This window comes from Microbacterium sp. GW823-FHT02G05 (assembly GCF_058797175.1).
This window is the reverse complement of the sequence record NZ_JBXAJK010000001.1, coordinates 1,297,666-1,316,315: the sequence shown is the minus strand read 5'-3', so window position 1 is coordinate 1,316,315 and position 18,650 is coordinate 1,297,666. Positions and strand designations below refer to the sequence as shown.

At 69.6% G+C, this 18,650-nt stretch carries 16 protein-coding genes; 7 read left to right on the top strand and 9 right to left on the bottom strand.

From position 1 onward, the window contains the following. Positions 1-12: 12 nt before the first annotated feature. The 6 genes from AC1REM_RS06245 (at position 13) to AC1REM_RS06220 (ending at position 8,391) form a co-directional block, all read left to right on the top strand. Positions 13-4,695, top strand: coding sequence for an ATP-dependent helicase (locus tag AC1REM_RS06245; protein ID WP_492513861.1), 4,683 nt, complete (start codon positions 13-15; stop codon positions 4,693-4,695). Next, complete coding sequence (locus tag AC1REM_RS06240; protein ID WP_492513860.1) at positions 4,695-5,519, top strand: EI24 domain-containing protein; 825 nt, start codon at positions 4,695-4,697, stop codon at positions 5,517-5,519. Before AC1REM_RS06245 ends, AC1REM_RS06240 begins: the two co-directional genes overlap by 1 nt. Beyond that, positions 5,512-6,285 (top strand): DNA-formamidopyrimidine glycosylase family protein, encoded by a 774-nt coding sequence (locus AC1REM_RS06235; RefSeq protein ID WP_492513859.1) that lies wholly within the window; start codon positions 5,512-5,514, stop codon positions 6,283-6,285. The genes AC1REM_RS06240 and AC1REM_RS06235 overlap by 8 nt, the downstream gene beginning before the upstream one ends. A gap of 105 nt (positions 6,286-6,390) precedes the next feature. Beyond that, the gene (locus AC1REM_RS06230; protein WP_492513858.1) at positions 6,391-6,798 is read left to right on the top strand and encodes a transferase; all 408 of its coding nucleotides are present in this window, start codon (positions 6,391-6,393) and stop codon (positions 6,796-6,798) included. A 45-nt stretch (positions 6,799-6,843) separates the two neighbouring features. After that, positions 6,844-7,623: a LysR family substrate-binding domain-containing protein gene (locus AC1REM_RS06225; RefSeq protein WP_492513857.1), complete on the top strand. Its 780-nt coding sequence runs from the start codon at positions 6,844-6,846 to the stop codon at positions 7,621-7,623. A gap of 42 nt (positions 7,624-7,665) precedes the next feature. Then, positions 7,666-8,391 (top strand): glutamine amidotransferase-related protein, encoded by a 726-nt coding sequence (locus tag AC1REM_RS06220; RefSeq protein WP_492513856.1) that lies wholly within the window; start codon positions 7,666-7,668, stop codon positions 8,389-8,391. A 4-nt stretch (positions 8,392-8,395) separates the two neighbouring features. Here AC1REM_RS06220 and AC1REM_RS06215 read toward each other — a convergent pair whose 3' ends face one another. Both AC1REM_RS06215 and AC1REM_RS06210 read right to left on the bottom strand, forming a co-directional pair. Next, on the bottom strand, positions 8,396-8,863 hold the full coding sequence (locus tag AC1REM_RS06215) for a glutaminase (protein WP_492513855.1): 468 nt from the start codon (positions 8,861-8,863) through the stop codon (positions 8,396-8,398). Then, complete coding sequence (locus AC1REM_RS06210; RefSeq protein WP_492513854.1) at positions 8,860-10,053, bottom strand: cation:proton antiporter; 1,194 nt, start codon at positions 10,051-10,053, stop codon at positions 8,860-8,862. Before AC1REM_RS06210 ends, AC1REM_RS06215 begins: the two co-directional genes overlap by 4 nt. A 110-nt stretch (positions 10,054-10,163) precedes the next feature. Between AC1REM_RS06210 and purU the strand changes: the two genes are divergently transcribed. Then, entirely contained in the window at positions 10,164-11,015 is an 852-nt protein-coding gene (gene purU, locus AC1REM_RS06205; protein ID WP_492513853.1) for a formyltetrahydrofolate deformylase, read from the top strand. Here purU and AC1REM_RS06200 read toward each other — a convergent pair. Genes AC1REM_RS06200 through phnC form a run of 7 tightly spaced genes read right to left on the bottom strand, consistent with a single transcriptional unit; the run spans position 11,005 to position 18,599 of the window. Next, positions 11,005-12,048 (bottom strand): NAD(P)H-dependent flavin oxidoreductase, encoded by a 1,044-nt coding sequence (locus AC1REM_RS06200; protein WP_492513852.1) that lies wholly within the window; start codon positions 12,046-12,048, stop codon positions 11,005-11,007. The genes purU and AC1REM_RS06200 overlap by 11 nt on opposite strands. A gap of 38 nt (positions 12,049-12,086) precedes the next feature. Beyond that, positions 12,087-13,025: an EamA family transporter gene (locus tag AC1REM_RS06195; RefSeq protein ID WP_492513851.1), complete on the bottom strand. Its 939-nt coding sequence runs from the start codon at positions 13,023-13,025 to the stop codon at positions 12,087-12,089. A 59-nt stretch (positions 13,026-13,084) separates the two neighbouring features. Continuing rightward, on the bottom strand, positions 13,085-14,170 hold the full coding sequence (locus tag AC1REM_RS06190) for an alcohol dehydrogenase catalytic domain-containing protein (protein ID WP_492513850.1): 1,086 nt from the start codon (positions 14,168-14,170) through the stop codon (positions 13,085-13,087). 1 nt (position 14,171) lies between these two features. Beyond that, on the bottom strand, positions 14,172-14,873 hold the full coding sequence (locus AC1REM_RS06185) for an HAD family hydrolase (RefSeq protein ID WP_492513849.1): 702 nt from the start codon (positions 14,871-14,873) through the stop codon (positions 14,172-14,174). Then, positions 14,870-16,000, bottom strand: a complete 1,131-nt coding sequence (locus AC1REM_RS06180; protein ID WP_492513848.1) for a TIGR03364 family FAD-dependent oxidoreductase — start codon at positions 15,998-16,000, stop codon at positions 14,870-14,872. The genes AC1REM_RS06185 and AC1REM_RS06180 overlap by 4 nt, the downstream gene beginning before the upstream one ends. Then, a complete protein-coding gene (locus AC1REM_RS06175) occupies positions 15,997-17,745 on the bottom strand; it encodes a PhnE/PtxC family ABC transporter permease (protein WP_492513847.1) in 1,749 nt (582 codons plus the stop codon). The genes AC1REM_RS06180 and AC1REM_RS06175 overlap by 4 nt, the downstream gene beginning before the upstream one ends. Beyond that, positions 17,742-18,599, bottom strand: a complete 858-nt coding sequence (gene phnC / locus AC1REM_RS06170; RefSeq protein ID WP_492513846.1) for a phosphonate ABC transporter ATP-binding protein — start codon at positions 18,597-18,599, stop codon at positions 17,742-17,744. Before phnC ends, AC1REM_RS06175 begins: the two co-directional genes overlap by 4 nt. Between the last annotated feature and the right edge of the window lie 51 nt (positions 18,600-18,650).

The following is an 18,650-nucleotide window of genomic DNA, read 5'->3' as shown; positions in this document are numbered from 1 at the left end:
AAAGATAGAGGCATGAGCGACGTGCTCGACCGCTTCACCCCTGCGACCCAAGACTGGTTCCGCGGGGCGTTCACCGCGCCCACGTCCGCTCAGGCCGGCGCGTGGGAGACGATCTCCGCTGGCAAGAATGCCCTCGTCGTCGCGCCGACCGGATCCGGCAAGACGCTGTCCGCGTTCCTCTGGGCGATCGACAGTGTCTTCCGAGAACGATCAGAGCGCGCAGCATCCGCCCCGGTCGATCCGCCCAAACGGGGCGCGAAGAAGATCGTGGCGGATGCTGCACGCACGCGCATCCTCTATATCTCGCCGCTCAAGGCCCTGGGCGTGGACGTCGAACGCAACCTGCGCTCGCCGCTCATCGGCATCGGACAGTCGGCCCGCCGCCTCGGGCTTCCCGCCCCCGAGGTCAGTGTCGGCGTGCGCTCGGGCGATACGACCTCGAGCGATCGGCGCAAGCTCGTCGCCTCACCGCCCGACATCCTCATCACGACCCCTGAGTCGCTGTACCTCATGCTGACGAGCCGTGCAGGTGAGACTCTCCGCGATGTGCACACGGTCATCATCGACGAGGTGCACGCCGTGGCTGCGACCAAACGTGGCGCACATCTGGCCGTGACGCTCGAACGTCTCGATGCACTGCGTCGAGCCGATGACCCCGACCGCACGCCCGTGCAGCGGGTGGGGCTGTCGGCGACGGTCCGTCCGATCGATGAGGTGGCGCGGTTCCTGGGCGGCGCCCAGCCGGTCGAGATCGTCGCCCCACCCGCATCCAAGACGTTCGATCTGTCTGTCGTCGTGCCGATCGAAGACATGTTGAACCCGCCGCCTCCGCCCGGTGTCAGCGCCATCGACGACGATCCCGACGGCCGGTTCGAGAACACGGAGATCACCGGATCCGTGTGGCCGCACGTCGAGGAGGCGATCGTCGATCGCATTCTCGAGAACCGCTCGACCATCGTGTTCGCGAACTCCCGCCGGCTCGCCGAACGGCTGACCGGACGGCTCAACGAGATCTACAGCGAGCGGATCGGCCTCGACCTCCCTGCGCCGAGCGTGCCCGCGCAGATGATGGCGCAGGCGGGCACGACCGCGGGTGCAGATCCTGTGCTCGCCAAGGCGCACCACGGTTCCGTCTCGAAGGAACAGCGCGCACAGGTCGAGGAAGAGCTGAAGTCCGGCGTGCTGCGCTGCGTCGTGGCGACGAGCAGCCTGGAACTCGGCATCGACATGGGAGCGGTCGACCTCGTGATTCAGGTCGAGGCCCCGCCATCCGCGGCCTCCGGGTTGCAGCGCATCGGGCGCGCCGGTCACCAGGTCGGCGAGATCAGTCGTGCCGCGCTCTTCCCCAAGCACCGCAGCGACGTGCTGCACACGGCGATCGTGACCGAGCGGATGCTGGCGGGCAAGATCGAGGCGATCTCCGTCCCCCGGAATCCCCTCGACATCCTCGCGCAGCAGACGGTCGCGGCCTGCGCACTGACTCCCATCGAGGTCGAGTCGTGGTTCGAGACGGTACGACGCAGCGCGCCGTTCGCGTCACTGCCGCGCTCGGCCTATGAGGCGACGCTCGATCTCCTGGCAGGGCGCTTCCCCTCGGATGAGTTCGCGGAGTTGCGTCCTCGGCTGGTGTGGGACCGCGATGCGGGCACGCTCACCGGCCGTCCCGGCGCGCAGCGCATCGCGGTCACGAGCGGCGGCACGATCCCCGATCGCGGGCTCTTCGGTGTGTTCGTCGCGGGCGAGACGACCGGCGCCAGGGTCGGTGAACTCGACGAAGAGATGGTCTACGAGTCACGCGTAGGCGATGTCTTCACCCTGGGAACGACGAGCTGGCGCATCGCCGAGATCACCCACGACCGCGTGAATGTGATCCCCGCCTACGGTCAGCCGGGAAAGGTGCCTTTCTGGCACGGCGACGGCATCGGCCGCCCGTTCGAGCTCGGTGAGGCGCTCGGGCGCTTCGCCCGCGAGGTTCACGCCGCCCCGGCGGAGGACGCCCGCGCGCGTCTCACCGAAGCCGGGCTCGACGAGCACGCGCAGTCCAACCTGATCTCATACCTGCACGAACAGCGTGAGGCCACGGGGACGCTGCCAACCGACCGCTCCCTCACGGTCGAACGCTCTCGCGACGAGATCGGCGACTGGCGTCTCATCCTTCATTCCCCTTACGGCATGAAGGTGCACGCGCCCTGGGCGCTGGCGGTCAACGCGCGGGTTCGCGAGCGTCTGGGCGTCGAGGGCTCGGCCGTCGGCAGCGACGACGGCATCATCGTCCGCATCCCCGATGCGGACGCGGAACCACCGGGGGCCGAGCTCTTCGTCTTCGATCCCGACGAGCTGGAGCAGATCGTCACGACCGAAGTGGGAGGCTCGGCACTGTTCGCCTCGCGCTTCCGCGAGTGCGCCGCACGCGCTCTGCTCATGCCGCGCACGAATCCACAGCGCCGCACGCCACTGTGGCAGCAGCGGCAGCGCTCCGCGCAGCTGCTGGAGGTCGCCCGCAAGTACCCGACGTTCCCGATCATCCTCGAGACCCTGCGCGAGGTGCTGCAGGATGTCTACGACCTTCCGGCGCTGCGTCGGCTGGCGACGTCGATCGCCGACCGCAAGGTGCGCCTGGTCGAGACCGCCCCCGCGCAGCCTTCCCCCTATGCGCGTGATCTCCTCTTCGGCTACGTCGGGGCGTTCATGTACGAGGGCGACTCGCCCCTCGCGGAGCGGCGCGCCGCCGCGCTGTCCGTCGACCCCGCGCTTCTGGGCGAACTGCTCGGCACGATCGAGCTTCGCGAGCTGCTGGATCCCGGAGTCATCACGCAGTTCGAACGGGAGGCTCAGCGCCTCGACTCGGCCCGCAGAGCGCGCGGGCTGGAGGGCGTGGCAGATCTGCTGCGTCTGCTCGGCCCCCTGGATGCGACGGAGGTCGCGGAGCGGCTCGCGGCGGAGGCGCCAGCCCCGGAATCCGACGACGCAGCCGAACCGCACGCGACGGTCGCCGAAGCATCCGCCCACCTGCAGGCACTGGTCGACGCGCGCCGCGCGATCGAGGTCACGATCGGCGGCGCCCCGCGCGTCGCCGCGATCGAAGACGCGGGGCGCTTGCGCGATGCGCTCGGAGTTCCCCTGCCGGTGGGCATTCCCGTGGCGTTCCTCGAGCCGGTCGCAGACCCCCTCGGTGATCTGCTCGCCCGCTTCGCGCGCACCCATGGTCCTTTCGTGGCGGATGCGACAGCCACGCGTTTCGGCATCGGCACCGCCGTCGCCCGCCACACTCTGCAGCGCCTCGAGCAGCAGGGGCGTCTGACGAGCGGGTACTTCCTTCCGGAGGCTGCGGGCTCCGCATCCGAGACCGAATGGTGCGATGCCGAGGTCATGCGGCGCCTGCGGATGCGCTCGCTCGCGGCGATACGCGGCAGCGTCGAACCCGTCGCTCCCGAGGCATTCGCACGGTTCCTCCCCTCCTGGCAGCACCTCACGCGCCCACTCGAAGGCATCGACGGGGTGCTCACCGTGATCGAACAGCTCGCGGGTGTGCCGATTCCGGCGAGCGCCTGGGAGTCGCTGATCCTCCCCCGGCGCGTGCGCGATTACGCGCCCGCCATGCTCGACGAACTCACCTCCACGGGCGAGGTGATCTGGGCGGGCCACGGATCGATGCCAGGGCGAGACGGATGGATCTCCCTCCATCCCACCGATCTCTCTGCCTTCACCCGCCCCGAGCCCGAGGAGCAGCCCGCCGCCGGTTCCTTGGAGGCGCAGCTCCTAGCGGCGCTCGACGCGGGTGGTGCGTACTTCGCCAGCCAGCTCCGCGCGATGACCGGCGCCGAGAACGATCTGAGTGTCACCGAGGCGCTGTGGAACCTGGCGTGGGCGGGACACGTCACCAACGACACGTTCGCTCCGATCCGCGCGCTTCTCTCGGGCGGATCGCAGGCCCACAAGGTCACACGTCGTGCGCCCCGCACCCGCACCTACCGGGGCGTAACCCTGGGCTCGTCCGTCACGGCTCCCCGACCGACCGCGCCCGGCGGGCGCTGGTCGTTGCTTCCCCCGCCCGACGGCGATCCGGCTCGTCGCGCCACTGTCACCGCGGGGCTGCTCCTCGATCGCTACGGCGTCGTCACCCGCGGCGCGGTGCAGGCCGAGAGCGTGCCCGGCGGCTTCGCGCAGGTCTACCGCGTGCTCGCCGGATTCGAAGAGGCCGGACACTGTCGCCGCGGCTACGTCATCGAGAAGCTCGGAGCTGCCCAGTTCGCCGCGTCTGCGACCGTGGACCGGCTGCGCGAGTACTCCGGCATGAGCGACCCTCCGCCGCGCAAGGCCATCACCCTCGCCGCCACCGATCCCGCGAACCCCTACGGCGCCGCCCTCAGCTGGCCCCGCATCGAGGGTGTCTCCCACCGCCCCGGGCGCAAGGCCGGCGGGCTCGTCGTGCTCGTCGACGGACGCCTCGTGCTGTACCTGGAGCGCGGCGGCCGCACCGTTCTCGCGTTCGACGACGACGACGAGACTCTGCGGGCCGCAGCATCCGACCTCGCCACCACAGCACGCACCTACCGCCTCGACACCCTGACGGTCGAGAAGGTCAACGGCGAGGGTATGTACGGCACCGAACAGGGCGCGGCGCTGAGCCGCGTACTGCAGGAGGCGGGCTTCGTCGCCACGCCCCGCGGGTTCACCCTGAGAAAGGGCGTGTGATGTCGGTCGTCACCGAGTTCTTCGCTGGAGTGCGGATGCTGCTGCGCGGCTTCGCGTACTGGAAGCAGCGCCCCGCCCTGATGGCGCTCGGGCTCCTTCCCGCAGCGATCGCCTTCGTCCTTCTCGCCACCGCGCTCGTCCCCCTGACGCTGAACCTCGGTCCGCTGTCCGATGCGATGACGCCCTTCGCCGACGGCTGGATCATCGGCTGGCGGACCGCCCTGCGCATCGCGGTCGGGTTCGTGATCTTCGTCGCCGCGCTCGCGCTGTCTGCGGCGCTCTTCAGTGCGCTCGCGCTGATCATCGGCGACCCGTTCTACCAGCGCATCTGGCGCGCCGTCGAAAGCGATCTGGGTGCCCCGCTGCCAACCGGCGAGGGCTCGTTCTGGTCCACCGTCAACGAGGGCATCCGCCTGGTGCTGACCGGCACGCTCGTCGCGGTGCTCGTGCTGCTGATCGGCCTGGTCCCCATCGTCGGCGGTGCACTCGCGGCCGTCGGCGGCGTCGTCCTCACCGGTCGCGTCCTCGCCCGCGAGCTCACGGGCCGCGCGTTCGACGCACGCGATCTCGCAGGCACGGTACGCGGTGACCTGCTGCGCACCTCCCGGGCGCGGGTCCTCGGATTCGGCGTTGCGACGCAGCTCTGCTTCCTGGTGCCGCTCGGCGCTGTGCTCACGATGCCCGCCGCGGTCGCGGGGGCGACGATGCTCGCCCGGAGCGTGCTCGACCGCGCCGCACCCAGCCTTTCCCCCACATCAGGCGACGCCACCTCCGGTGCACAAGCGCCATCGTCCTCGCCCGCAGATCAGAGTGCGGATGCCTGAGGGCGACACCGTCTTCCGTGCCGCGCGACGTCTGCACCGCGCGCTGCAGGGCGATGAAGTCACGCGCTTCGACCTGCGCGTCCCGGCGCTCGCGACGGCGGATCTACGTGGCGAGATCGTGCACGAGGTCGTCCCTCGCGGTAAGCACTTGCTGCACCGCATCGGTGACATGACGCTCCGTTCGCACCTGCGCATGGATGGGTCCTGGCACGTGTACCGGCCGGGCGAGCAGTGGCGCGCACCCGCCCACCGCGCGAGGGCCGTCATCGCCACCGCCCATGCGGAGACCGTGGGCTTCGAGGTGTCCATGCTGGCGCTCGTTCCCACCCGTGAGGAGGAATCACTGATCGGGCATCTCGGCCCCGACCCCCTGCAGGACGACTGGGATGCGGCGGAGGCCGCCCGCCGTCTGCACGCTGACGAGCGCAGCATCCACGTCGCCCTCCTTGATCAGCGCAACGTCGCCGGGTTCGGCAACGAGTACGCCGCAGAGCTTCTCTTTCTGCGCGGGGTGCTGCCCACGGCTCCCGCGTCGGAGGTCGATGCGCGGGCGCTGGTCGATCTCGGGGCGCGCACGATCCGCGCCAACATCGAACGCAGCGAACGCACCTTCACCGGCATTGCCCGCCCTGGCCAGCGCACCTGGGTCTACGGCCGCGCCCACCGCGCGTGCCGCCGATGCGGAACGCTCATCGAGACCAGTGAACTCGGCGCGGTCGAGACCGAGGAGCGGATCACCTTCTGGTGTCCCCGCTGCCAGGGGTAACCCGCGACACGCCCGCCCGCATCCGCATCCGCGATCGCCGGAATACCCCACCCAGGTCTGTCGTTACCTTCTAGTGCCGGAGGATTCCGGGCACGGGAGGATTTCGTGGGTAAGAACTACATCGACATCGAAGACGACCGCGGCGACGTGCTGCGATACCGCAAACACGCCAACGGGCGTGGCTTCATCGCGCACGGTGCCAAGGTGCACCCGCAGGCGGTTGTCGAAGCAGGCGCCTATGTCGAACCGGGCGCCAAGATCGGCGCGCACGCATTCATCGGACGCGGCGCCTGGATCGAACCGAACGCGGCCGTCGGCGTCGGCGCACGCGTCGAGGCGCACGCGCGCATCGGCGAGGGCACAGTGATCGCGGATGGGGCGCACGTCGGTGTCCGCACGGACGTCGGTGCAGGTGCACGCATCGCCCGCGGTGCACGCATCGGCGACGACGAGACGGTGCCGGCGGGTGCCGCGATCGCGACGGACCGTCGCGGGCTCTGGCTCGCCGCCTGATCGTTCCCGCCGAAGCGCGGACGCCACGGCGAGTACGCTCGAATCATGGCCAGTTCCGGAAACCGACCGCGCCGCTCGGGGCGCCCCCCTGCGCGGAAGTCGGGCGCAGGCGCCCCGAAGAAGTCCGGGGCCGGCCGATCCGGGAAGAGTCCGTCAAGCCCACGCGCGAAGGCGACCGGCAAGAAGGCTCCCGTCGTCTTCGATCAGCGCCCGGACGTGATCGAAGAGGAGCCGCGCCTCTTCCGTCTGGGAATCGTGCCCGGAGCCACGGTCGGCCGCTGGGTCGACACGTGGAAGCAGCGGATGCCGCACGTCGGGATCGAGATCGTCGAGCTGACCGCGCAGACGCAGGAGCGGGCATTCGCCGATGAACTGATCGATGCGGCGCTCGTCCGTCTTCCGCTGACGGATGCCGGGCTCCAGGTCATTCCGCTGTACGAGGAGCTTCCTGTCGTCGTCGCCTCGGTCGAGTCTCACCTGATGGCTGCCGAGGAGCTCGACATCGCCGACCTCACGGGTGAAGTCGTGTTGACGACACACGAAGACGTACTCGGGCCGCTGGATCTTCCCGGCACGCGGGCGAGCACCGTGCCGCCCCTGAACACCACGCAGGACGCGATCGCAACGGTCGCCGCCGGGGTCGGCATCGTCATCGTGCCGATGTCGCTCGCCCGACTGCATCACCGCAAGGACGCCGGGTACCGAGTGCTGCGCGGTGGCCCCGTCGCCCCGGTCGGCTTCGCGTGGCCCGCGGCGCGGACGACAGCGGATGTCGAGACGTTCATCGGCATCATCCGCGGACGCACCGCGAACTCGTCGCGCTGACCCGTTTTCCGGCCCACGATCCCCCTCGCTTAGAATCGCGGGATGCCGCCGCTTGCCTATGTCTGTGTGCGTCCTGAGCTGGAAGCAGCGACGGCCGAGCACGCATCGTTCCAGCGCGCCCTCGGCGTGAGCGCGGGCGGCCTCGATCGCATCGACCTGCTGCGCGATGAGTTGCCCGAGCGCGCCCTCGATTCCTATGCCGGATTCGTCATCGGCGGCTCACCCTTCAACGTCACCGACGCGGCTAAGTCCGATGTGCAGTTGCGCGTCGAACGCGACCTGGAGCGCATCGCGCACGCCGCCCTCGACGGGCGCACGGCGGCGTTCTTCACCTGCTACGGCATCGGCGTCGTGACACGCATGCTGGGCGGGACGGTCGGGCTCGACACACCAGAGCCGACGAGTGCGTCGCACGTCTCAGCGACGGCGGATGCTGCGGCAGATCCGATCTTCGGACCAGCGGGGACCTCTTACTCGGCCCTCACCGCACATAAAGAGGGCTCTCGCGCCGTGCCTCCCGGTGCCGTGCTGCTCGGCACGAACGACGCATGTCCGGTGCAGGCGTACCGGGTCGGTGACCGCCTGTATGCGACGCAGTTCCATCCGGAGCCGACACCGCGAGACTTCGCTGATCGCATGCACTTCTACCGTTCGACGGGGTACTTCGACCCCACGGCTTTCGACACGGTGGCCGCCGCCGTGCTTCAGGCCGATGTCATCGAACCGCCGCTGCTGCTGCGACGGTTCGCGCAGACGTTCGCCGTGTGAGAAATCAGAGCCCGTCGCCACGCAGCAACGCGATGCGTTCGCGCAGGTAGCTCTCCAGCGGCATGTAGCCGCCGGTCGACGACCACCGCACCGACGGCACTCCGTCGATGAGCGCCAGCGGACCCGACGTGGAGCCCCGGTCGATGGCATCCAGGTCAATCGCCTCCCACCCGACGTGCACCGTCTCCCCCGCTGTGAAACCTCCGCGCAGCGCCTGCGCGCGGCGCTCGGCGCGGGCTCGCGCCGACTCGGCCGTGTATCCGCGGCGTCCGGGGTCCGCTGCCCGCAGCACCTCGGCGGTGGTCAGCACTCGGGATTCGTCGATCAGCAGCACTCCGATGTGCCAGGCCGCACCTACCCGCACAATGCGGGGAGCCCGCCACCGCGAGATCTTGTCGGCGCCGAGCGCCTCCTGAGCCACGCCTGCGAGAGCACGGCGTGCGTTGTCGATGACTGCGCGTGTCGTACTCACAGCTCTCCCTGGGGTGCGACGACGGGAACACGCTCGCCGCGCAGCGACATCGCCAGCACAGGGAACAGCAGCACCGAGAGCATCCCGGCACCGACAAGGGCGGCGGCGATGCCGGAGTCGAGCATCTGCTGTTCCACTCCGATCGCGGTGACCGCGACGATGATCGGAAGGCCGGTGGCCGCGAAAAGCCCGAGCGCGCCCCGATCACGGGCGGACGATCCTGCAGGGGCCGACAGCTGCGCCGCGGCGCCCCGGATCACGAGCAGCGCGACGAGGAAGATCGGCACGAGCGCGAGCACCGCCGGGTCGCTCACGAGCGCATCCAGGTCGAAGTTCACGCCCGTGGAGAGGAAGAAGATCGGCACGAGGAAGCCGAAGGCGATCGCCTCGACCTTGCTCTCGATCGCCTCGCCATCCGCCTCCGGTGCGCGGGCCATGACCAGACGCCAGACGATTCCCGCCACGAAGGCACCCAACAGCATGTCGAGATCGAGCACGAGGCTGAGCACCACCAGCGCGGCGATCAGCATGAGCACGAAGCGCACCCCGAACTGCTCCGAGGTGTGCAGCGTCGCCCGCACGATGCCGTGCAGCTGGCCGTGGGGCGCACGACGCGCGATCACGATCGCGACGATCGAGAGCACGACGAATCCGACGAGGACGAGAGCTGCAGTCAGTGTTGTGCGGGTGCTGAGGAAGATCGAGATCGCGACGAGCGGAAGGAACTCGCCGACCGCGCCGATCGCGGTGACCGCCACACCGAAGGGGGTCGGCAGATCGCCGGTGTCGCGCAGGATCGGAAGCAGAGTCCCGAGTGCTGTCGAGCTCAGGGCGATCCCGATGACGACCATTCCCTCTCCGGGAGCGAAGAACAGTCCGATCCCGATACCCGCCGCGAGACTCAGCAGCCAGCCGAGGGAGGCGCGCGCCAGAGTGGCCCGGCGGATGCCCGCGAAGACGATCTCGGTCCCCGCGATGAAGAACAGCATCGCGAGCCCGAAGTCTGCGAGCGTGTCGATGACGTCATGCGGTGCGATCCAGCCGAGGACCGCCGGGCCGACGAGGATGCCGAGGAGGAGCTCGAACACGACGATCGGCACGCGCAGCAGCGGGCGCAGCATCCGCGCCAGCAGTGGTGCGACCACCGCGAGCGCGGGGATCAGCACGAGCGCGGCATCGTTGGGAGTCACGCATTCAGGGTAGCGATCCTGCCACCGCTCGGCGGTGCAGATCGCCGTCGATTCGCGGGGACGGCGCTCGGAGCGGCAGAATCGAGCAAGACCCCCTGCAAGGAGCATCCATGAATCAGCCTGATACCGCTCGCCTGCTGATCGCCTGCGACGACCAGCCCGGCATCGTCGCCGCTGTCGCCGGCGTCCTCGCCGAGCACGGAGCGAACATCATCTCGCTCGATCAGCACTCCACGGACTCCGAGGGCGGGCGCTTCTTCCAGCGCACTGTGATCCATCTGGATGGCCTCGCCGCCGCACGGCCGGCGCTCGAGGCGAGCATCCAGAACGTCGCCGAACGGTTCGGCATGGAGTGGTCTCTGCACGACATCTCCAAGCGCAAGCGCGTGGCGATCTTCGTCTCGAAGTACGACCACTGCCTGATGGAGCTGCTCTGGCGCACGCAGCGCGGCCAGCTCGACGTCGACATCACCATGGTCGTCTCCAATCACCCCGACCTCGCCGAGTCGGTGCGCTCCTTCGGTGTGCCGTTCGTGCACATCCCCTCGGCCGACAAGGCCGCCATGGAGACGCGTCAGCTCGAACTGCTGCAGGGCAACGTCGACCTCGTCGTGCTCGCCCGCTACATGCAGATCCTCTCAGACGACTTCATCCAGCAGCTCGGCGCGCCGGTCATCAACATCCACCACTCCTTCCTGCCCGCCTTCATCGGCGCGAACCCCTACGCCCGCGCGAAGGACCGTGGTGTGAAGCTGATCGGCGCGACAGCGCACTACGCGACCGCCGATCTCGACGAGGGCCCGATCATCGAGCAGGACGTCACCCGCGTCACGCACGCCGAGAACGCCGCCGAACTGCAGAGCCGCGGCGCGGACGTCGAGCGTCAGGTGCTCGCGCGCGCCGTGCAGTGGCACGCGGAAGACCGTGTGATCGTGCACGGTCGCTCGACCGTCATCCTCTAGGCACCCCGGCCGCGAGCTCCGCGAACACATCGGCTGCGGCATCCCACCGGGCGAGCGGTGCCGCCTGCCCGAGCCACAGCGACTGCATCTCGCGCAGGTTCTGCGCGCCGGCGGCAGCGCGGAAGCGTCCGGTGAGCCAGTTCTGTGCAGGGAACGGCGCGATGAAGCCGGATGCCTCGATCGCGCGCACGGTGCGATTGCGCACTCCGCGTGCGAGACGGCCGCTCATCGCACGGGTGAGCACGGTCGCCTCGGCCGGTGTCGTGCGGATGGTCGTGCGATGAGCGTCGTTCGCCGCGGACTCCGCCGTGGCGAGGAACGCGGTGCCCACCTGCACGCCGTGGGCGCCGAGCGCGAACGCTGCGGCGACCCCGCGACGATCCGAGATGCCGCCGGCGGCGATCACCGGCACCGAGACCGCATCGACGACCTGAGGGATCAGCGCGAAGCTGCCGACCAGCGATTCTTCTGCCTTGCCCAAGAACGACACCCGGTGACCGGCCGCCTCGAACCCCGTGGCGACGATGGCATCCACGCCGCCTTCACCTAACGCGACCGCTTCGGCCACGGTCGTGGCCGTCCCCACCACGCGGATGCCGCGGCGATGTGCTTCTTCGATGATCTCTGGCGCCGGCACACCGTAGACGACGCTCAGCACGGCGGGGCTCGCGTCCCAGATCGCGTCGAGCTGTTCGTCGAGAGGTGGGAGGTAGCGGTCGGGCTTGGCCGGAACATCGACCCCGACCGCCTCATAGAACGGCTGGAGAGCCTGCGCGAAGACGGAGTGCTGCACACCTGGCTCGACCTCGTCTCCCATCGGCAGCCAGATGTTGAACGCGAACGGCGCACTCGTCGCCTCGCGCAGAGCCGTGGCGGTGGCGTGAATCCGCTCGCCGTCGTATCCGTACAGGCCGTAGGATCCGAGGCCGCCTGCTTCACTCACGGCCGCCGTGAGAGCGACGGATGACAGCCCGCCGAACGGACCGAGTACGACGGGGACATCCACTCCGAGCAGGGCGCGCAGATCACTCATTCTTCGAGGCTACGCCCCCCAGCGCATGCGCGGCTCGGTCAGTCGGGGACGACCGGAATCGAGCCCGTGTAGGCCGTGACCGGAGGAAGTGGCTGCTGCGAGGCATCCGCCCCCTTCTTCTTGCGCAACGTGAGTGTCGTGCCCACGCTCGCCGCGATCACAAGCACGATCGCGAGGAGCTTCAGCGGCGACACGAGCTGACCGAGCATGATGAACCCGGCGAGCGTCGCGAACGCCGGCTCCAGACTCAGCAGCACACCGAAAACGCGCTGCGGAATGCGTCTGAGCGCCGCGAGTTCGAACGTGTAGGGAATCACCGATGCCAGCAGCGCGGTGAGTGCGGCGAGCAGCAGCAGATTCATGTCGCCGACCGCGGTGATCGTGGCCGGGATACCGAACGGCAGCAGCACGACAGCAGCCACCGCGAGCGCCACGGCAAGCCCGCCCGCGCCGGGGATCAGGGCACCCACGCGGGCGCTCATCCGGATGTAGAGCACCCAGAATCCGGCCGCGACGAGCACGAAGAGCACTCCGAGCAGGTCCAGCGGATCCTGCCCGATCATGCCGTCGACGCCGAGCAGGGCGATCCCGATGATGGCGACCCCCACCCAGATCGCGTCGGCACGGCGACGGGTGAGCACGGCGGCGAGCACAAGGGGCCCGATGAACTCGATCGCCACGGCAGGGCCGAGCGGGATGCGCTCGATGGCCGCGTAAAAGAAGCCGTTCATGCCTGCCAGCGTCAGGCCGAAGAGCGTGGCCGCGCCCCACTGCTGTCGGTTCCAGCGTCGCAGGCGCGGACGCACGAGCAGCATGACCACGAGCGCCGCGATCGTGATGCGCAACGACGCGACGCCCCACGATCCGAGCGCGGGGAAGAGCTGCACGGCGATGGCCGCACCGAACGGCAGCGAGAGGCAGGAGCCGATGACGAGCGCGACGCCGATGGCGGGGCGTGAGGTGGAGGGGGCGTGCACCCCTCCAGCCTGTACCCGCGGTCGCTCGCCTGGCAATTCGGCGCGCCCGCGGCTTCGCGCTACCGCGCCACGAGTCCGACGCGCAGTGGAGCGTCAGGAGCGGATGCGTCGTCGAGCGCCTCATCGAGATCGGTGAGTGCCCGCACGCGGCCCACCATGTCGGCGAAGGGATAGTCGCGTCCGGCGCCACCGAGGAAGTCGACGGCAGCGGCGAGGTCACCCGCGGTGTAGTTGTGCACGCCCGTGATCGTGATCATCCGCCGTACGACGCTCTCGGCATCCAGCGGAACCGGAGGTGCAGGGAACACGCTGCCGATGAGCACGACGGTTCCCCCGATGGCGACGGTGTCGAGCGCATCAGACACGCCATGCCCGGATGCCTCGATCACGACATCCGGCTCGCGATCCAGTCCGGTCGCACCGAAGGACGCAGCAAGCGCGGCTCGACCGGAGTGCGGATCGTGTACGTCCACGACGGCGCCCTGGGCCGTCGCGATCGCCGCGGCGGAGAGACCGACGAGACCGGCACCGTAAATGCGCACCCGCGCCCCCCGCAGATCACGGTCGCGTCCCGCACGAGCGACGGCCGCCCATGCAGTCGCGGTCGCACAGCCGGCCGGGGCGAGCGTCTGGGCGGGCAGCGATTCGGGCACTCGGACGATCGCGGTACCCGCTCGCAGCTGTAAGTGGCTGGCGAATCCGCCGGTGAGCTCGCGGTGCGATCCGATGCGCTCGTGGCCGTACTTCGAGAGCGTGCGGCACTTCTGACTGAGACCCGCGACGCAGCGGTCGCACGTGCCGCAGGTGACGGCGACGGACCAGACGATGCGGTCGCCGACGCGGACCGGTGCGCCGTCGACGGCGGATGCTCCGTCGTCGCCCACCGCGATCACGCGTCCGACGCTCTCATGCCCGAGGACGAGCGGCACGGGTGCTGAGCGACGTCCGTGCACCGTGTGCACATCCGACCCGCAGATCGTCGACATCTCCACCGCGACGAGGACGTCGCCTGTCGCAAGCGCGACGCCTGGCACGGCGACAGTCTCGTGCGGCTGTCCCTCGCCGAGCCACACCATGGCAGTCGCCGGGGGACGCAGGACGACGTCGCGGTGCGTCTGGGGGCGTCGCAGCAGCGGCAGTCGCACGTCAGACCGCCGCGGCAAGGCGCAGCAGGTCGCGAGCGATGAGGGCGTCTGGCAGCTCGACGACGCTGTTCAGCACCGCATCCGCGGATGCCAGTGCGTCCCGTTCGTGTGCACCGCTCAGCACCCCCGCAACGAAGCCCGCGCCGGCGTTGCGGCCGGTCGCGACGTCGCTTGCGGTGTCACCCGCGACCGCGACAGCCGACATGGCGCTGACCTGCATGCGCAGTGCGGCGGTGAGAACGAGGTCGGGTGCCGGACGCCCGCGACCTGCGTCGACCGGGGAGAGCGCGAGGTCGACGAGGTCGTGCCAGCCGAGGGCGTCGATCAGGGCGTCGCGCGTGACCGGGGCGAAGCCCGTGGTCAGCACGACTTTGAGTCCCGCGTCGCGGAGAGCGGTGATGGTCGCTGCCGCTCCGGGGATCTCCTCCACGCCCTGCTCGGCGACGATCTCGGCGTAGGCACCTTCGAACGCGGCGGTCGCGCGCTCTGCTGCCGCGACATCGCCGCCGCCGAGGTGCGTGAAGACGTCGATCTTCGACTGCCCCATCGTGACGCGCACGTAGTCGATCGCTTCGTCCCAGGACATCCGCTCGGCGATCCCGGTGCGCTCCGCGGCGCGCTGGAATGCCTGCTCGACGATGCCGTCATCCGTGATCGTGGTTCCTGCCATGTCGAGGACGACGAGTTCGATGGGGGTGTTCATGATGTTCCTTCCAAAGCGGATTCCCACCCGAAGGCGGTGGTGAGAGAGTCTTCTGCGAGGCCGAGGCCCGTCGTCATGCCGATGCCCGTGGTGGCGGCGAGCGCCAGCACGCCGTCGTCGACCTGTTCGATCAGGAAGTCGGCGGGCCCCTTGGCGTACATGCCCTGCCAGCGTTCGAGCACACGAGGGCGTGGCATGTCGAAGAGCGCCTGGGCCTCATCGAGGAACGCGTCGAAGGCGACCTCCGGCTGGAACGGATCCGGCTGCACAGCCCCGACGTGCGAGTCGCCGATGATGAGCGTGCCGTCCGGCAGTTGCGTATACATCTGGTTGAGGTCGATCGCGGCGAGGTCCGGACGCTCGGCGTGCAGTCGCGCACGCACCGCGTCGATCTCGGGCAGGGCTGCGAAGCGTCCGTAGCGCACCAGGGACCAGCCGGTCAGCAGCGGCGCGCTCAGCGGCGTCGGCAGCGAGGCGGCGACGCGCATCATGTCCAGTGCGCAGCGCACGACACCGCGCTGTTCGGCGAGATCCGGGAGCAGCTGGTCGATGTCGTGGTTCACGGCGAGCACGATCTGCGCGGCGGTCAGTGTGCCGCGCGTCGTCTCGACGACGCCTGAGCGCACACCCGTGACGGCCGTCCGCCAGCGGAAATCGACGCCGAGCGCGGCCAGATGCCGGGCGATCGCCACGCCCGCCGTGCGCGGGTTCGTCTGCAGGTCGGTGGGGATGAGCGCACCGCCGAGGAGACCATCGGCCCGCAGCGGGGCGCGCCTGCGAAGCTCATCCGCCTCCAGCATCCGCAGTTCCCCGCCGTCGCGCGTCGCGGCTTCCAGCACCTCGAGCTCATCACGGTGACGTGCGGCGATCAGCGTGCCCGACGGACGCAGCCAGAAGTCGGCGTCTCGGGAGAGCTGCAGCCACAGGTCCCGCGCGATGTCCGCGTAGCGGCGCGCCTCGCCGGTCTGTGCGCCGATGCAGAGGTGTCCGAAGTTGCGGATGCTCGCGCCGACGGGGGCTTCTGTGCGGTCGACGACCGCGACACGCAGTCCGCGGCGGACGGCCGCGTAGGCGGCGCCGAGTCCGACGATGCCCGACCCGACCACGATCACGTCAAATCGGTTCATCGGTACACCCGCCGCATCCACATCGCGAGTCCTTCGACCACGAGAACCGTGGCGAGGATCATGAGCACGATCGCGGTGACCGTGCCGTAGCGAGCGCCCTGACCTGCGTTCAGCAGGTAGTAGCCGACGCCGCCCCCGCCGACGATGCCCAGCACGGTGGCCGCGCGGATGTTGGTGTCGAGCATGTAGAAGCTGTGTCCGATGAGCGCGCGCATGCCCTGCGGCAGGGTCGCTGAGGAGTAACGCTGCAGACGCGTCGCGCCCACCGCCGACAGTGCGCGCTCCGGGCCCGCGTCGACCTCTTCGAACGAATCGGCGATGAGCTTGCCGAGCAGGCCGATCCCGCCGATGGCCAGAGCGATGACGCCCGCCTGGGCTCCGAGCCCGGTCACGACGATGAGCACGATCGCGAGGATCAGCTCCGGGATGCCGCGGATGCCGACGAGCAGGAAGCGTGCTCCGCTGCGGATACCCGAGGTCGGGGCGACGTTGCGTGCCGCGAGGGATCCGAGGATCAGCGAGGGCAGCAGCGTGAGAACGGTGGCGGCGAGCGCGATCGCGATCGTGTCGCGCATTGCGTCGATCATGGCGTCGGCCTCATAGGTTCCGAAGGTCGGCGGCCAGAACTGGACGGCCATCGCAGGGATCTTCGCCCAGACGGTGAAGAAGTCGTTCCAGGTGATGTTGCTCACGACCACGCTGCCGATCACGACGAGCACGGCGATGATGCCGCCGAGGTTGCCGCGCACGCGTGCACCGGTCCAGGGGCGCCGCAGGGCCGTCTCCGGCGTCTGCGCCCAGGCCGGCTTCGCCGACGCCACAGGTGTCTGCACAGCATCCACCTTCGCCATCCGCGGGTGCAGGATCCGATCGATCCAGGACCGCGTCTGTGCGGTGCGGCCGAGCATCGCGCCGCGCACGGTGCTGGAGACGATCTCCATCGCGATGCAGAGCAGGAAGATGACGAGCGCGATGCCGAGTCCGAGGCCGTAGTTGAGGGACTTGAAGGCGTACGACATCTCCAGGCCCAGGCCCGCGACGCCGACGTAGCCGAGCACGACGCTGCCGCGGAGGTTGATGTCGTTGCGGTGCAGCACCGTCGCCACCCAGCTGGGCAGCACCTGCGGCAGGATGCCGGAGACGAACTCCTGCATCTTCGTGCCGCCGGCGGCGCGGATGGCGAGACGAGGACCCTCGTCGATCTGCTCGATCGCGTCGGCGAACATCTTCGAGATCATGCCGATGGAGTGGATCGCGATCGCGAGGATGCCGGGCAGGGTGCCGAGCGAGAAGATCAGCACGAACGCCATGGCGAGCACGACGTCGGGAAGAGCGCGGGTGAAGACGCCGATGAAGCGGGCGGCGGCACGCCATCCAGGTCCGGGAGTCGTGTTGGATGCCGCCAGATACGCGATCGGCACCGACATGAGCGCGGCGAGCAGAGTGCCGACCAGCACGAGGCCGACGGTCAGCGCGATGAGGCCGACGAGATCAGCGGGCTCCGGGACCTGCAGCGCGCCGACACGGGCGAAGAACCGCTCGGCGTTGCCCCAGCTCTCCAGCATTCCGCCGAGGGAGATGCCGGTCTCGTTCACGGCGGCGATGCCGAGGACGACCAGGACGATCAGGGTGAGACCGGCAGCGATGCGCTCCGGTGAGCGCTGCGGACGCGGTGCGCGGTGCTCGAGGTCGGCGAGGTGCGACGGCACGCGCGCCGCACGGGGACGTTCCGTGGTGAGCGTCATGCGACGGGCTCCGGAGTGCGCGCGGGCTTCGCGGCGGGCGGCGCATCCGTCGGGACGCTCTCCAGGTCGGAGACCATCGCGAGCTCTGCCGTGGTCGTCGCGACGCGTCCGTAGATCTCCATGACCTCGGCCTTGGTGAGATGCTCGGTCGCCATGTCGAGAACGACCTCGCCGTGGCGGAGACCCACGATGCGGTCGGCCCAGGAGATCGCGAGATCCACCTGGTGCAAGCTGCACACGACGGTCAGACCCTCATCGCGGGCGATCTCGCGGATGAGCGCCATGACCTGGTCGCTCGACTCCGGGTCGAGTGAGGCGACCGGCTCGTCGGCGAGCAGGATCTCGGGCTTCTGCATGAGTGCGCGGGCGATCGCAACGCGCTGCTGCTGGCCGCCGGAGAGGGTGTCGCTGCGCTGGTAGGCGCGGTCGAGCAGGCCCACGCGGTCGAGATGCTCCAGGGCGCGAAGCTTGGCGGCCTTGCTGTACCCCCAGAGACCGAGGCGCGGGCCGCGGATGCCAGAGAGGGATCCAGTGAGGACGTTCTCCAGCACCGTCAGCGAGGGCACGAGCTCGAACTGCTGGAAGATGAAGCCGACCCGGCTGCGCAGGCGACGAAGCGCCCGTCCGCGCAGTCTCGGGACGTCGGCGCCAAGCACCTCGACGGAACCGGAGGTCGGAACCTCCAGCCCGTCGAGGTGGCGCAGCAGCGTCGACTTGCCCGACCCGGAGAGCCCGAGCAGCACGACGATCTCTCCGCGCGACACCTGCAGCGAGGCATCCCGCAGCGCCGTCGTCGACCCGAAGGTCTTGGTCACGCCGTCCAGGCGGATGAGGGAATCGGTCGTGGTGCTCATGGCTGGGCTCTCCGGGATCTCAGTGGGCTGCAGTGTTCAGCGGGCTGCGTT

Coding starts and splice junctions, on each gene's coding strand:
- AC1REM_RS06220 (WP_492513856.1), top strand. CDS start 7,666: ATGCCGCCGCTTGCCTATGTCTGTGTGCGTCCTGAGCTGGAAGCAGCG.
- AC1REM_RS06235 (WP_492513859.1), top strand. CDS start 5,512: ATGCCTGAGGGCGACACCGTCTTCCGTGCCGCGCGACGTCTGCACCGC.
- AC1REM_RS06185 (WP_492513849.1), bottom strand. CDS start 14,873: ATGAACACCCCCATCGAACTCGTCGTCCTCGACATGGCAGGAACCACG.
- phnC (WP_492513846.1), bottom strand. CDS start 18,599: ATGAGCACCACGACCGATTCCCTCATCCGCCTGGACGGCGTGACCAAG.
- AC1REM_RS06225 (WP_492513857.1), top strand. CDS start 6,844: ATGGCCAGTTCCGGAAACCGACCGCGCCGCTCGGGGCGCCCCCCTGCG.
- AC1REM_RS06200 (WP_492513852.1), bottom strand. CDS start 12,048: ATGAGTGATCTGCGCGCCCTGCTCGGAGTGGATGTCCCCGTCGTACTC.
- AC1REM_RS06240 (WP_492513860.1), top strand. CDS start 4,695: ATGTCGGTCGTCACCGAGTTCTTCGCTGGAGTGCGGATGCTGCTGCGC.
- purU (WP_492513853.1), top strand. CDS start 10,164: ATGAATCAGCCTGATACCGCTCGCCTGCTGATCGCCTGCGACGACCAG.
- AC1REM_RS06175 (WP_492513847.1), bottom strand. CDS start 17,745: ATGACGCTCACCACGGAACGTCCCCGTGCGGCGCGCGTGCCGTCGCAC.
- AC1REM_RS06245 (WP_492513861.1), top strand. CDS start 13: ATGAGCGACGTGCTCGACCGCTTCACCCCTGCGACCCAAGACTGGTTC.
- AC1REM_RS06180 (WP_492513848.1), bottom strand. CDS start 16,000: ATGAACCGATTTGACGTGATCGTGGTCGGGTCGGGCATCGTCGGACTC.